Source organism: Bacillus sp. NTK071, assembly GCF_017303315.1.
In the GTDB taxonomy this organism is placed as follows: Bacteria; Bacillota; Bacilli; order Bacillales; family Guptibacillaceae; genus Guptibacillus.
This window is the reverse complement of sequence record NZ_JAFKOI010000008.1, coordinates 15,794-29,780: the sequence shown is the minus strand read 5'-3', so window position 1 is coordinate 29,780 and position 13,987 is coordinate 15,794. Positions and strand designations below refer to the sequence as shown.

Below are 13,987 nucleotides of genomic sequence, written 5' to 3'. Positions count from 1 at the left end.
GATGGCGATTTGGCCATTGTTTTAATGCGGATTTGCATTAATCAAGAGGTGAATCATGCATTTATGCATCTTAATGTGATCTTGCATCAATATTGTACTTTTTTAGCTTGCGTACTACGGTAGATTGATTCATTCCAAGGTAATCAGCCATTTCATAGGTTGTTTTGTATTGGTTGAATGCGCGTTTGAGCCATCTCACTTCCACCGCTTCAAGTGCCTCTTTCAAACTTTTTCCTTCTTCTTCATGGGAGGGTAGGGCCCAGTTTGTTGGTCCTTGATCTGAAGTTCTCTGGATGTAAGAGGGAAGGGCTTCTGGGTAAATGGTTCTGGTTTCTGCTGTAATGACTAAGCGCTCAACGATGTTTTGAAGCTCTCGTACATTACCTGGCCAGGAATATTCTAATAACCCTTCGATGGTAGCTGCATGAAAGAATTTAGTTGTTTGGTATTTATCATTTAGCTGATTCAGGAAAAAAGCAGCTAGCGTAGCGATATCTTCTTTTCGTTCCTTAAGTGGTGGGATTGTGATGGGAATCACGTTCAATCGATAGAAAAGATCCTCTCGGAACTGCCCCTTTTTAACCATGTCTTCAAGGTTCTGGTTCGTTGATGCAATCAACCTAAAGTCTATGGTTTTGGGTTTAACGCCACCAATTCTCGTAATCGTTTTTTCTTGAATTGCTTTTAATAGTTTTGCCTGCACGGCAAGGGGCAGTTCTCCAACTTCATCAAGAAATAACGTGCCGTTATTCGCAAGTTCAATTAACCCGGCTTTGCCTTTTTTACCTGCGCCAGTAAAGGAGCCAGGTTCATATCCGAACATTTCAGATTCGAAAAGTGTTTCTGGTATAGCGCCGCAGTTGACCTCTATAAAGCTTCCATTTCGATGTTCACTTCCTTTATGAAGAGCGCGGGCAAAAACGTTTTTCCCAACCCCAGATTCTCCTAAGAACACAACAGAAGCATCCGATTTCGCAACGCGCTCAACAAGTTGCCAGATCATCTGAATCGCTTGACTCTTGATGACGAAGTCCTCGGGTACTAATTCTTTCTCTCTAAGCTCTTGAATCTCTGTTTGGTAGACTTCCATTTGCGTGCGCAACTCTTCGTAATCCTCTTTTAAATGCTGAATTTCTGTTAAGTCGTGAGAAAAACTAATCACGCGGATAATAGTGCCGTTATCATCGAACACGGGAAGTCCGGTTGCCATGACAACACGTCCCGTAGGGGTTTTTTGCATGATTTGAACTTTCTTCTTTTCAGTAAGGACCCGCTTTGTAATCGATGGAGCAAAAACACTTTCCTGTTCTAGTTCTCTCACTGATTTACCGATTAGAAATGAAGCTTCTCTTCCATATACAGCTTCACAGTTTGGACTAACGCGTAGGACGATTCCCTTTCCGTCCGTGATGACAATGTTATCTTTTGATGCACTTAAAATCGCATTCAATTCGATCTCTAAAAGTGTTGAAGACATTCGTATCTACCTCCAATTAATGTCTGACTAATCTGACTACTAGACTACACTATCATAACTTATTTAACGATTTTTGAAACTAGTTATTAAAGTTGGTATGAAGCTTGCATATAAAGAGGGGGAAGATCGAAGAAGGAGGCTATATTATGAAAACGGAAGCAAGTAAAAAAAGCATTGAATTAAAAACATCGATACCAGGTCCGAAAGCATCGGAGTTACTGGAACTGAAGGAACAGCATGTGCCACGCGGTCCTTTTAATACAATGATGACATTTGCTGAAAAAGGCGAAGGCGCTCTTCTAACAGATGTGGATGGCAATACGTTTATTGATCTTGCTGGTGCAATTGGAAGTATGAATGCGGGACATTGTCCGCCAAAAGTATTAGAAGCGTTAAAAGCTCAAGTGGATCAATACCTTCATACGTGTTTTCACGTGATGATGTATGAACCTTATATCCAGCTTGCGAAGAAATTAAATGAAATAACGCCTGGCGCTTCACAAAAGAAAACCTTTTTCTTAAATAGTGGAGCAGAAGCTGTTGAAAATGCGGTGAAAATTGCTCGTAAATTCACTGGTCGTAAATCAATCATTTCGTTTGAGCGCGGATACCATGGACGAACATTACTTGCGATGTCGTTAACGAGTAAAGTGAAGCCTTATAAGTATGGATTTGGCCCATTTGCGCCAGATACATACAAAATGGCGTACCCTTACTATTACCGAAAGCATGCGAGCATGACAGAAGAAGAGCTCGATCAAGAAATTCTTAAAAGATTAGAAGACTTTTTCCTTGGTGAAGTTCCAGCAGATGAAGTAGCTGCGATTATTATGGAGCCTGTTCAAGGTGAAGGTGGTTTCGTTGTTCCGTCGAAAGAATTCGTTCAAGGTGTTAAGGCGATCTGTGAGAAGTATGGCATCTTGTTTATTGCGGATGAAGTACAGACTGGATTTGGACGAACAGGGAAGATGTTTGCGATTGAGCATTTTGATATCGAACCTGATTTACTCGTAATGTCAAAATCGATTGCGGCAGGTCTTCCGATCAGTGCAGTAACCGGTCGAGCAGAAATTATGGAAGCACCGAATCCGGGTGAAATCGGTGGGACGTATGGAGGAAGTCCGCTTGGTTGCGTTGCAGCTCTTGAAGTGATCGAAATGATGGAAGAAGAGAAGCTGATTGAGCGAGCGAATCACATTGGCGATCTAGCTGTATCTCGCTTTAAGGACATGCAGGCCAAACATTCTGTAATTGGCGAAGTGCGCGGACTTGGTGCGATGCTAGCCGTTGAGATTGTGAAAGATCTTAATTCGAAGGAGCCGGATAAAGAACTAACAGGGAGAATTTTAAAGGAGTGTCATAACCGTGGCGTTATTGTGATGGGAGCGGGACTTTACGGCAATGTAATTCGTCTATTATCCCCACTTGTGATTACAGATGATCAATTAAACGAGGCGCTTGATGTAATGGAAGACGTAATGGATGAACTTGCCGTTCAACAATAATTTGCGAAAAGAGGGAGCCTTATGAAATCGACAATCGATAAAAAGAAATTGTACATTGATGGCGAATGGCGAGCGGGTTCGTCTTATCAAGAGTTGCGATCACCTTATTCAGGAGAGGTGATTGCGGAAATTCCAGTGGCAGAAGTGGCGGATGTGGAGAGCGCGATTGAAGCGGCATATCGTGCGAGGCTTGCGATGCGAAACCTTCCAGCCCACGAGCGAGCAACGATTTTAGAAAAACTTGTTCAGAAGTTAAGTGAACGAGCTGATGAAGCGGCAGAAATGATCGCATTGGAAGCTGCGAAGCCAATCGCGACAGCAAAAGGAGAAGTAGCACGAACGATTGCAACCTACAAATTCGCTGCAGAAGAAGCGAAGCGGATTTCAGGTGAAACGATTCCTTTTGATGCCGCTGTTGGAGGTGAAGGAAGAGTAGGGTATACGGTGCGTGAACCACTTGGCGTTATAGGTGCAATCACGCCATTTAACTTCCCTATGAATCTAGTTGCGCATAAAGTAGGTCCAGCTATTGCTGCTGGAAATACAATCGTCTTAAAACCCGCAAGTCAGACACCTCTTTCCTCTTATTTTATTGCGGAGTTACTTGAAGAAGCAGGACTACCTAAAGGGGCACTGAATGTGGTTACGGGCAGTGGAAAGACGGTTGGCGATCGTATTGTGACGGATGAACGAGTGAATATGGTAACGTTCACGGGGAGTCCTGCAGTCGGAATTGGGATTCGGAACAAAGCGGGATTGAAAAAGGTCACGCTCGAACTTGGATCGAACTCAGCACTGATTGTGGATGAGGGCGTAAATGTAACTCATCTCGTTGATCGCGCTGTAATGGGTGCGTTCGCTTATCAGGGACAGGTCTGTATCTCGCTTCAGCGCGTGTATGTGCATGAATCAAACTACGATGCCTTTGTTGAAGCGTTTATAGAGAAAACGAAAGCATTAAAAACAGGTGATCCTCTGCATACAGAAACGGATGTGTCTGCTCTTATTTCAGAGGGAGATGTTGAGAGGGCGCTCTCCTGGATTAAAGAAGCGAGGCATGGAGGAGCTAACATTGTAGCTGGTGGAGGTTCTGAAGGGAATGTATTGGAACCGACTGTTATTCTGAATGCTCGAGCTGATATGAACGTCTCTTGTCAGGAAGTGTTTGCTCCGATTGTCGTCATTAATAAGGTTACTAGTATGGAAGAAGCGTATGACCTTGTGAATGATTCGAATTATGGATTACAAGCTGGTATTTATACGGATAATGTTCATACAGCGTTGGAAGCAGCGGATCGTTTGCACGTTGGCGGAGTTCTGATTAACGATATCCCAACCTTCCGCGTTGATCATATGCCTTACGGTGGTGTCAAGGAAAGCGGAAAAGGAAGAGAAGGCATTAAGTATGCCGTAGAAGAAATGACGGAAATGAAATTAGTGGTGTTTAATAGGTAGTTAGTATGATGGTGACAGGCACAACCCGAATCGGCTCACATTTTGTCGAAAGAAAAACTCCCGAGGATGTGTTTATCCTGGGGAGTTTGTTTTGCTATTAGTTTACAACAATTTCTTTCGTACTCTTCGCAGGTACCGTAATTTCCACTTCAACATACTGCTTATCACCAGAAGTAACGTCCTGCTTCACATTTCCTTCTGATACAGCATAGTCACCTTTCACTAGATACATAGGTACAGTAACAGTCATATCCTTTTTCAATCGATTAACTACCGTTACTGTTTGGTTCGTAGCAGTTCCGTCGTTTGGATTTTGATAGGTTGATTCAAATGACATGACCCCACTTTCTGTATCGCCATTTTCATAAACTGGAACTGAGTGCCCTGGTTCTTCGTAGTTGTAATTCATGACTTCACCGTTCTTTACTTCGAAAGGACGGAAGCCGACCCATGGCTTACCACTAAGTTCAATGGCGGTTGTTGTTGTATAAAGGATGCCGTCTTTTTCAGTTACGTTGTCAATATGCGTATGACCATGGAGGCTAAGGTCAACGTTGTATTGCTTCATCACATCCATTAGTTCGTTTGCATTTTCTCCGTGCCACTGCTGGTCATACTTGATGCCGAGCTTTTCACCAAGAATAAGTGTAGTCAGGTTTTGCGGGTTGTGCTGTTCATCGTATTTCTCCCAATACCTCTCGACGTCTGAGTCATCCTGTGGCCAGATGTCACGATCTTGCCAGAGTGGATTGTGGTGAGAGAACAGTCCTTGGATTTGGTTTGGATCTGCTGTTTTGGCATTTTCGGCAAGGTCCTGCTTCACCCAGTTCAGTTGTTCCTCGCGAATTTGTCCACCCCATGTTGGAACAGAAACCGTTCCGTTTCCGCTTCGATCGAACTTGTGCCAATCGAATGAGTTATAACCTAGGAAGTGAGCGTATGGACCGTAATCAAATGAGAAGTACTGAGGTCCAAAGTATTGTTCCCAGTATTTTGCGCCGTCCGTTAGTGTTGCGTCTTGTGCATAGTAATCATGATTACCTGGAACAAGATAGACAGGAACGTCTAGCTTTTGAAGGACTCTGTACGTTTCTTCATATTCATAGATGTACTCAAGTGGGTTCAATTGACCGAACATCAAGTCTCCTGTGACAACAACGAAATCAGGATTCTTTAAATTCACTTCTTTAATGGCTTTCTGAAGGTATAGCCAGCGTTTTTCTTCGACTGGATTCCACATACCCGCTTCTTTCAAGCGACCTGCGCTCACTGTTGATGGGTCATCTGTACTTCCTAAGTTACGCGGAGAACCCACATGTGTATCTGTTAAATGTAAGAAGGTAAAATCTTTATTGAATTCTTTTACCACCTTCACCGAATGGGGTTGTTCATCCGTTTTTCGCTGACCATTTGCCGTATACGAGACTTCAAGATCATATAATTCTTCAGGTACGTTTTCTGGAATGGTTACTTCTACATCATAGATGTTTGAGGCATTTTTCCAGTGGGATTGTCCAGTTGTTACGTTCTTAACAGGTAACTCATATGTTTCTGTGAATGCGGAGTGATTTGTTGGTTTAAGCTCCACCTTCCACCCAGCTGCTTCTTTCCCATGGCTATCCATTTTGACCGTTAAGGTTTGTCCGTTTTCCTTGATTGCTGGTGTACCGAAAAGAGGAGCGATGATGTCGTTTACCTTAGGATCTAGTGCTAGATTCGGTACAAGATCGGTATAATGAGTTGACTCTCCAAGTCCTCCGTCAAGCAGATCAACGGTTCCGAGAGTGTTACTAGAGGAGAATCCTGATAATGGCAAAGTAAAGATAACTGCAAGAATGATAGGAATAAAATTGTTGTTACGAACTTTCAATGTGTTTGCCCCCTAAAGATGTTCTTACTAACAGTTTAACGGGACTGTGTAAAGGAAGTGTTAATGTTCGGTTACAAAGCGTTAGGTTTTGATGTGGGATTTGTTAAGAAGAGATAATCTTAATCAAACGTTTAATTAACGGAGGCAACATTGAGTCCGTTGCCGTTATCTTGTAAAATGACGTAACAGACAAACGAAGAAAAGGTGCAACGTATGAAGTCAATTATTGTAATAGGAGCTGGCATTCTTGGTGCATCCACTGCCTACCATCTGGCAAAGCAGGGAGCGGATGTGATGCTCGTCGATCGGAAAGATGCCGGGCAGGCGACTGAGGCAGCGGCTGGTATTGTGTGTCCATGGCTTACAAACCGTCGCGGTGGGCCATTTTATCGAATGGTGGAAGCGGGAGCGCGCTATTATCCATCATTAATAGAAGAGCTACGAAAAGATGGTGAAGAAGAAACTGGTTATGCGCAAGTTGGAGCAATCAATATCTATTCCGGTGAGACGAAGCTTGAAAAGAAGTTGAAGCTTGCGATGGAGCGAAGGAAAGATACACCTGAAATGGGAGAGGTGTCTCGCCTGTCACCTGTTGAAACGAATGCGTTATTTCCTCCATTATCCGATCGCTATGGTGCGGTGCATTTAAGCGGTGCAGCTCGGGTGAACGGAGCGGCATTAAGAAATGCATTGGTTCGGGGCGCCGAAAAACATGGTGCAAAGGTTTTACACGGCGATGCCTCACTTGATATGGATGGTTCAAGCGTAAAAGGTGCGATTGTAGATGGAGAAGCGTATCAGTCGGAGCAGGTTATCGTTACCGGAGGAGCATGGTCGAAAGCGTTACTAGAGCCGCTAGGCATGAATTTTCTTGTTTCACCTCAAAAAGCACAAATTGTTCATCTGGAGCTTCCAGAAACCGATACAGGAAAATGGCCAATTGTGATGCCTCCATTTATTCAATATTTCCTACCGTTTGAAGATGGGAAAATTGTTGTTGGTGCGACGCAGGAGGACGAAGCTGGATTTGATTTACGGGTCACGATGGGTGGCGTGAATCATATTATTGAGCGAGCATTGAAGGTTGCACCAGGTTTGGAGAGTAGCACGTATGTTGAGACGAAAGTTGGTTTTCGTCCGTTCACGCCTGGTAACGTGCCGATGGCTGGACATGTACCTAATGTGAAAGGGCTATTTGTAGCGAATGGCCTTGGGGCATCTGGGTTAACAAGCGGGCCATTTCTAGGAGCGGAACTTGCTCGACTGGTGCTTGGGGAACGGACAGAGCTAGATTTAGGAGAGTATGATCCTGGGAGTGCGTTTAGTTAATGTTTGTAGCATTTGAAGATAGAAGTGCATCTAACCTTTGTGGTAGATGCACTTTTTAAGTATTAGGCAGTGAAGCGGATCGTCCTATTCCATCTGAAATGTCACAAAATGTAGAAATCCATTATAAATGTCGAAGGAATCTTCTTGCCTAATAGTAAAAAATACCATAACATGTCTCTATAGGTATAAAGAACCAAATTTTTTCGAAAATAGATTTACCAGCTAGAAGCGTAATCCATTAACAAAAAGGTAAACTTATCGAAAGGTAAGGACACAAAGCCGTGGGTCTAAAGTAACGTTAGTTGCTATGATTGCCAGGTTGCCGAATAGCGAAGAGATGTCATGCTATTCCATTTGGAGTAGCATTTTTCCGTTTTTAGTGAGCGAACTCGAAGATCATAACGGGCTCTTACTCTATCGTTCTGAAAGGAATTCAGTAGCAATGACAATGAAGCAAAAAATGATGTTGAGGATTTATTTGTACTGTTGCCTTGGAGCCTTTGTCAGTTTGACATTCTTACATATTCGCCCCTTGAGTCGAGAAGAGTTCATCGTTATATCGGTTATAGGATTGGTAGCTGTTTGGTTTGAATGGCGTCCGATCTCTCTTCCAAGTGGTGAAGAATTATCGCTCGTTTCACCGCTTCTTTTTACGTCCAGTGTGCTATACGGTTTCTTTCCAACTGCATGCGTATTAGTGAGCTCTAGCAACATTCTCGTATGTTTGAAGCCATCGTCGTGGAAGCCAATTTTATTTAATGGTGCTCAGTACGCGCTTTCTGCTTATCTCGCTCTACAAGTCTATCAGCTTGCAGGGGGCATAATTGGCACGCTTAGTCTGAATAACGTTTTATCGTATACACTTTATATTGTATGCTATCAAATGATGAATTTCTTTTTCGTTACAATTTTTATGTATATTAGTACAAAGTCGTTTCTAACTATTGATGTTAAAGCTACGATTGTTTACTTTAATTTAATGGTATTTGCAACGCTTGTTACAAAGGTGATTGAGCAAGGTGAAATTATGGGAATTGTTCTCTTTGTCATCATCCTCTGGAGTCTTGGATTATCCTATCGAACCTATTATTCACTGTATCATGAATTCAAGATACTATCGATTAAGGATGGATTAACGAATCTCTATAATCATCGTTACTTTCAGCAAAAGATTGAGGAAGTGCTAGAATCAAGTGAAGCCGTGTCGCTTTTGTTAATAGATTTAGATTTCTTTAAAATTTATAATGATCAGTTCGGCCATCCTGAGGGAGATCAGTTGTTGAAAGAAATCTCGACGCTTCTTCTTGAAAAATCACCCAAAGATGCGAATGTATTTCGATACGGTGGGGAAGAGTTTGCGATTCTTCTTCAGGGTTACAGCGAAGTGAAGGCTTTATCGCTCTCTGAAAAAATTCGACGAGCTGTTTCGGAAAAGGCCTTCTATGGAACAGACCGTATGCCAATGGAGTGTATCACTGTATCAGTTGGAGTTTCGAGCTATCCAGAGATGGTTGATTCAAAAGAACAATTGATAAAAACGGCAGATACGGCCCTTTATGAAGCGAAAAAGATGAGGAACAATGTTGTTGCTTATTCTCCAAGGATTGAAAGGACGACTGAATTGATTAGTAGATAGGAAAGTGCTGCTTCGTTTTGGAGGAGCGCTTTTTTACGTTTATCTATAGTCATACAAGAAAGATAGTTTTATTGGTGAGATGGAAGCTATGGTATAGTTTTATTAATGGAATTTTGTGAAAACGAAAGGGGCTTCCTTATGACAACTGATTACTTGCATTACCCATATGCTTCACAACGAATGACAACGGTTGCGAATAAAGGGATGGTTGCGACGTCGCAGCCGTTAGCGGCACAGGCTGGCTTAGATATTTTGAAAAATGGTGGAAATGCCATTGATGCTGCGATCGCAACGGCGGCTGTGCTGACTGTTGTAGAACCTACTTCAAATGGCATTGGTGGTGATGCGTTTGCCCTTGTTTGGACAAAGGGGCAATTGCATGGGTTGAACGGAAGTGGACCGTCGCCTAAATCGATTTCCATTGATTCACTGAAAGAACGCGGATACGATGACATTCCAAAGTTCGGATGGATTCCTGTTACCGTTCCTGGTGTGCCTGCTTCATGGGCAGAGTTATCGCGACGGTTTGGGAAGCTTTCATTCAGAGAGACGTTAGAACCAGCGATTCATTATGCTGAAGAAGGGTTTCCGGTATCGCCAATTCTCAGTAAGTTCTGGCAAAGTGCTCATGCTCAGTTTAAGGAAGTGTTAACGGATGAGGAATTCACTCACTGGTTTGAAACGTTTGCTCCAGAAGGGCGCGCACCCGAAGTAGGAGAGATCTGGCGCTCAAAAGGTCATGCGAATACGTTAAGGGAGATCGGTGATACGGATGGAAAGGCGTTTTATCAAGGTGCCATTGCTGAGAAAATAGCTGCTTTTTCAGCTAAATACAATGGCTATCTGACGGATGAGGATCTTGCTTCTTTTCAGCCTGAATGGGTCGACCCGATTTCTGTGTCGTATCGAGGGTATGACGTTTGGGAAATTCCACCGAACGGACAGGGACTTATTGCGCTTTCTGCACTAAATATTTTAAAAGGGTTCCAGTTCGATTATAAAGAGTCGGCTGAAACGTATCATAAGCATATTGAATCAATGAAACTCGCATTTGCCGATGGGCAGAAATACATAACAGATCATGAGGAAATGTCAGTTGCAGTTGATGATTTGCTGTCAGCTTCTTATGGCGACAGTCGTCGGGCGTTAATTGGGGACGAAGCTCTTATGCCGTCGCCAGGTCAGCCTCCAAAAGGCGGGACGGTGTATTTAGCTACGGCTGATGCGGAAGGGAATATGGTTTCTTTTATTCAGAGTAACTACATGGGATTTGGCTCAGGGCTCGTTGTTCCGGGGACTGGGATCGCGCTACAAAACCGAGGGCATAATTTCTCTATGGACCCGGAGCATGATAACGCTCTTGCAGGTGGCAAACGGACGTATCACACGATTATTCCAGGATTCCTTAGTAAAAACGGTGAAGCGGTTGGGCCATTTGGGGTGATGGGTGGCTTTATGCAACCTCAAGGTCATTTACAAGTGATCACAAACATGATTGATTTTAACTTAAATCCACAGGCGGCACTAGATGCCCCGAGATGGCAATGGGTAGAGGGGAAGAGAGTATGGGTGGAGTCGACATTCCCACCTTATCTTGCAGAAGCGCTAAGTCGTAAAGGACATCAGATCGAAGTCCAATTGGAAAAAGGCGCGTTTGGGAGAGGTCAAATTATCTGGCGTGATCAGCAATCTGGTACACTGTTTGGAGGTACGGAATCCCGAACAGATGGAACAATTGCTGCTTATTAAGTTCGTCGACGCGAGAATGTGAAAGGTGGTGTCTCATGCAACAGTGGCATCTATTTCTCGCCTTTTTCAGGGTGGGAATGCTTGGATATGGTGGTGGACCGTCTTCCATTCCACTTGTTCATAAAGAAGTAGTTGAAAAATATAAATGGCTTGATGACGATGAATTTGCTGATATTTTGGCGTTAGGTAACTCTTTGCCGGGACCGATTGCGACGAAAATGGCGGGGTATATTGGGCATCGTGTGGCAGGGGTAACCGGTATGTTCAACGCTGTGCTAGCGACGATTGTACCAACGATTGGGATCATGATTTTCCTCTTAACCTTTCTGTCCACATTTCGTGAGAAGCCGTGGGTGCAGGGGATGACACAAGCGGTGGTTCCGGTTGTTGGCGTCATGCTTGCGGTGTTAACGTACGATTTCTTTCGAAAAGCCCAGGGGAATTTAGGCTGGGTTTTAACAATTGCGTTAACTGTTGCATCCTATGCGTTGATTGAATTAGCTGGGGTTCATCCAGGGATTGTGATCGCTTGTTTGTTGCTTTATGCGTTATTGAAACCTTCACGGGGGAAAAGGCATGATGGGGAAGATAATCAGGTGAAGGAGGAGCAGTCGTCATGATCTATTGGGACATCTTTGTTGCCTTCTTCATCCCAGGGATCGTTGGATACGGCGGTGGGCCTGCTTCTATTCCTCTTGTTGAGAATGAAGTGGTTGGTCGATTTGGCTGGATGAGTGTGAATGAATTCAGTGAAATGCTCGCGATGGCGAATGCGCTCCCGGGTCCGATTGCAACGAAAATGGCGGGGTATATTGGATTTCAGCAGGGTGGGGTTCTAGGAGCGTTTGTTGGCGTGTTTGCTACGGTGGCACCGTCGTTGATTCTGATGATTGTGCTGTTGAGCTTGCTTAATAAGTTTAAGAACTCCCCGAAGGTTAAGAAGATGACCGCGCTCATCCGTCCGACGATCGCCATTCTACTTGGCGTGATGGCGTTTCAGTTTTTTACTAGCTCCTATGAGGGAGCTGGATTGTATCAAACGATCTTTCTGATTCTCGCAAGTTACGTGTTGATGGAGAAATTGAAGGTCCATCCGGCGTTTGTAATTGTTGGATCGCTTGCGTATGGTGCGGTGTTTTTGGGGTAAATTCGCGGTTCGCGGGTGCCTGTCACCACCCGAATTAGCTCATATTGTGTCGAAATGAAAGAGCTCCTGCGGCTATGTCTAGCGGCGGGAGCTCTTTTTCTCTTATTCTACTGGAATTAACTTAACGGGCCCGAGCGTTTCGATCATGTCACCTGTGTTGGTGAAGAAGACATAGTCTCCAGTTCCGACCATACCTTCTCCTAGTATTGTATTTACAGTCGGCATTCCGCTTGAGTCATAAACAAAGAAGTTTGTGCCGTCGCCCTTATTCGTTACCTGGTAACGTCCTTCTGGAACATCTGTCCCAACAACATACTGGCCGGCAGTGAGTTCGATCGGTTCTTCGCTTTTACGTATGATGGTTTTTTCGAGTTTCTCAAGCTCTTTTTCCTTTGCTTTAATCATGTCATCTAGTTCACTTACACGAGTCTTTTTTTCTTTCACTTTATTACTTAATTTGTTGAGTTCTTTTTTGCTCTTATCCTTATCTTCTTGAAGAGAGTCATTCTCTTTTGTGATTGCGTCTTTTTCATCAATCAATTTCTCTACTTCGTCTACTTCTGCTTGTAGTTTTTCTAGCTTTTCATTCTCAGAACTTTGTTGTTCTTCAGCAGCAGCTGTATGCTCCTTAATGGATAGTAGTTTGCTTTCCTCGTCTTTCACTTTCGCCTCTGCAATAGTGATATCTGATTTGATCTTCTTAAGTTGCTCGGTGTAGTTGTCTTCAAGATCTGCATTGCCAATTAGAACGCCGATTAAGACACTGACAATTATGGCTGCGATTCCTCCTGTAATGGAGAGGGTTAAGATCAGTCGTTTTTTCATGTTAGACTCCCCCGAACATGTCTGATTAAGCTATCAACTTATTTATATTGCTGGGTGTTGTGGTTTAGCACTTGATAGGAGAGAGTGGAAGAAAAATCGGGTGGTGACAGGCACCACCCGATTTATGTCGAATGTATGTTCTTGTTTTGGGGGAGGCGTTATCGTATAAAGTGAGGCAACTTTTCGGTATAATGGATGTATGAAGCGCGTTGTTCTTGACTCACTTAAAGGAGTGGCTTATATGTCATCGAATAAACTGAATCATAATAAAGGTGAAGCCCTATATCTACAAATAAAAGATGTATTGATTAAACGAATCCAAACAGGGGCATGGAAGCCGAATACGTTGATACCGACTGAGCAGGAGCTGATTAAAGAGTTTGATGTGAGTCGGACGACGATTAGACAGGCTATTACGATCCTCGTTCAGAACGGTCTTTTAGAGAAGAAACAGGGGCGCGGGACGGTTGTAAAAGCGCAGAACTTGATTGGGAATCTTGGAAAGCTGAGAGGATTTGCTGAGGAAGTCGTGGAGCGTGGGCAAACGCCTCATTCGAAGCTCCTTCGTGCGGAATTTCGTGAGGATCTGTATCATGAAAACGATATGCTGAAAGTCACTGAAGGTGAACCAATCCTATTAGTAGAGCGAATTCGTTTCGCTGATGAAGTGCCGATTGCGCTCGAGCGAACGTGTTGGCCTAAAGAGATTGGTGACATCCTCATTCAATGTGACTTAAATCAAGCGAAGTATTATGAAGTACTTGAGCAACATAATTATTATTTGAAGAAAGCGAACGAACGTATTACAGCGATCAACGCGACAATTCATGAGGCTGATTCGCTAGGAATTCGTCCGGGAGAAGCGCTTTTAGAGATGACAAGGCTGAGCCGTGGGCTTAATGATCATCCAATTGAATATACGAAAACGAAATACCGAAGTGATCAGTATCACTATAGTATTGAGTTGGAGAGATAGAGAAAAAGCGGTTCCCTT

The 13,987-nt window shown here is 43.6% G+C and carries 11 protein-coding genes and 1 riboswitch; of the genes, 8 read left to right on the top strand and 3 right to left on the bottom strand.

What is annotated here, in order from left to right; translation table 11 throughout:
• Positions 1-70: 70 nt before the first annotated feature.
• Complete coding sequence (locus tag JI666_RS13440; protein ID WP_206892684.1) at positions 71-1,477, bottom strand: sigma-54 interaction domain-containing protein; 1,407 nt, start codon at positions 1,475-1,477, stop codon at positions 71-73.
• 146 nt (positions 1,478-1,623) lie between these two features.
• On the opposite strand from JI666_RS13440, the gene gabT reads away from it, so the two are divergent.
• A complete protein-coding gene (gene gabT / locus JI666_RS13435; protein ID WP_206892682.1) occupies positions 1,624-2,982 on the top strand; it encodes a 4-aminobutyrate--2-oxoglutarate transaminase in 1,359 nt (452 codons plus the stop codon).
• A 21-nt stretch (positions 2,983-3,003) separates the two neighbouring features.
• Complete coding sequence (locus JI666_RS13430) at positions 3,004-4,437, top strand: aldehyde dehydrogenase family protein (RefSeq protein ID WP_206892680.1); 1,434 nt, start codon at positions 3,004-3,006, stop codon at positions 4,435-4,437.
• 97 nt (positions 4,438-4,534) lie between these two features.
• Here the strand turns inward: JI666_RS13430 and JI666_RS13425 are convergent, their stop codons facing one another.
• A complete protein-coding gene (locus JI666_RS13425) occupies positions 4,535-6,307 on the bottom strand; it encodes a metallophosphoesterase family protein (protein ID WP_206892679.1) in 1,773 nt (590 codons plus the stop codon).
• Positions 6,308-6,520: 213 nt separating this feature from the next.
• On the opposite strand from JI666_RS13425, the gene JI666_RS13420 reads away from it, so the two are divergent.
• The 5 genes from JI666_RS13420 (at position 6,521) to JI666_RS13400 (ending at position 12,168) form a co-directional block, all read left to right on the top strand.
• Positions 6,521-7,636, top strand: coding sequence for an NAD(P)/FAD-dependent oxidoreductase (locus tag JI666_RS13420; RefSeq protein WP_206892677.1), 1,116 nt, complete (start codon positions 6,521-6,523; stop codon positions 7,634-7,636).
• 238 nt (positions 7,637-7,874) lie between these two features.
• A riboswitch (cyclic di-GMP riboswitch) is annotated at positions 7,875-7,963 on the top strand.
• Between the two features lie 181 nt (positions 7,964-8,144).
• Positions 8,145-9,272 (top strand): GGDEF domain-containing protein, encoded by a 1,128-nt coding sequence (locus tag JI666_RS13415; protein ID WP_206892674.1) that lies wholly within the window; start codon positions 8,145-8,147, stop codon positions 9,270-9,272.
• A 138-nt stretch (positions 9,273-9,410) separates the two neighbouring features.
• Positions 9,411-11,021, top strand: a complete 1,611-nt coding sequence (locus JI666_RS13410) for a gamma-glutamyltransferase family protein (RefSeq protein ID WP_206892672.1) — start codon at positions 9,411-9,413, stop codon at positions 11,019-11,021.
• A 35-nt stretch (positions 11,022-11,056) separates the two neighbouring features.
• The gene (locus JI666_RS13405) at positions 11,057-11,641 is read left to right on the top strand and encodes a chromate transporter (RefSeq protein ID WP_206892670.1); all 585 of its coding nucleotides are present in this window, start codon (positions 11,057-11,059) and stop codon (positions 11,639-11,641) included.
• The gene (locus tag JI666_RS13400; protein WP_206892668.1) at positions 11,638-12,168 is read left to right on the top strand and encodes a chromate transporter; all 531 of its coding nucleotides are present in this window, start codon (positions 11,638-11,640) and stop codon (positions 12,166-12,168) included. Before JI666_RS13405 ends, JI666_RS13400 begins: the two co-directional genes overlap by 4 nt.
• A 102-nt stretch (positions 12,169-12,270) precedes the next feature.
• Here the strand turns inward: JI666_RS13400 and JI666_RS13395 are convergent, their stop codons facing one another.
• Entirely contained in the window at positions 12,271-12,993 is a 723-nt protein-coding gene (locus tag JI666_RS13395) for a coiled-coil domain-containing protein (protein ID WP_206892667.1), read from the bottom strand.
• A gap of 241 nt (positions 12,994-13,234) precedes the next feature.
• On the opposite strand from JI666_RS13395, the gene JI666_RS13390 reads away from it, so the two are divergent.
• Positions 13,235-13,969, top strand: coding sequence for a GntR family transcriptional regulator (locus JI666_RS13390; RefSeq protein ID WP_206892666.1), 735 nt, complete (start codon positions 13,235-13,237; stop codon positions 13,967-13,969).
• The last annotated feature ends 18 nt before the right edge of the window (positions 13,970-13,987 follow it).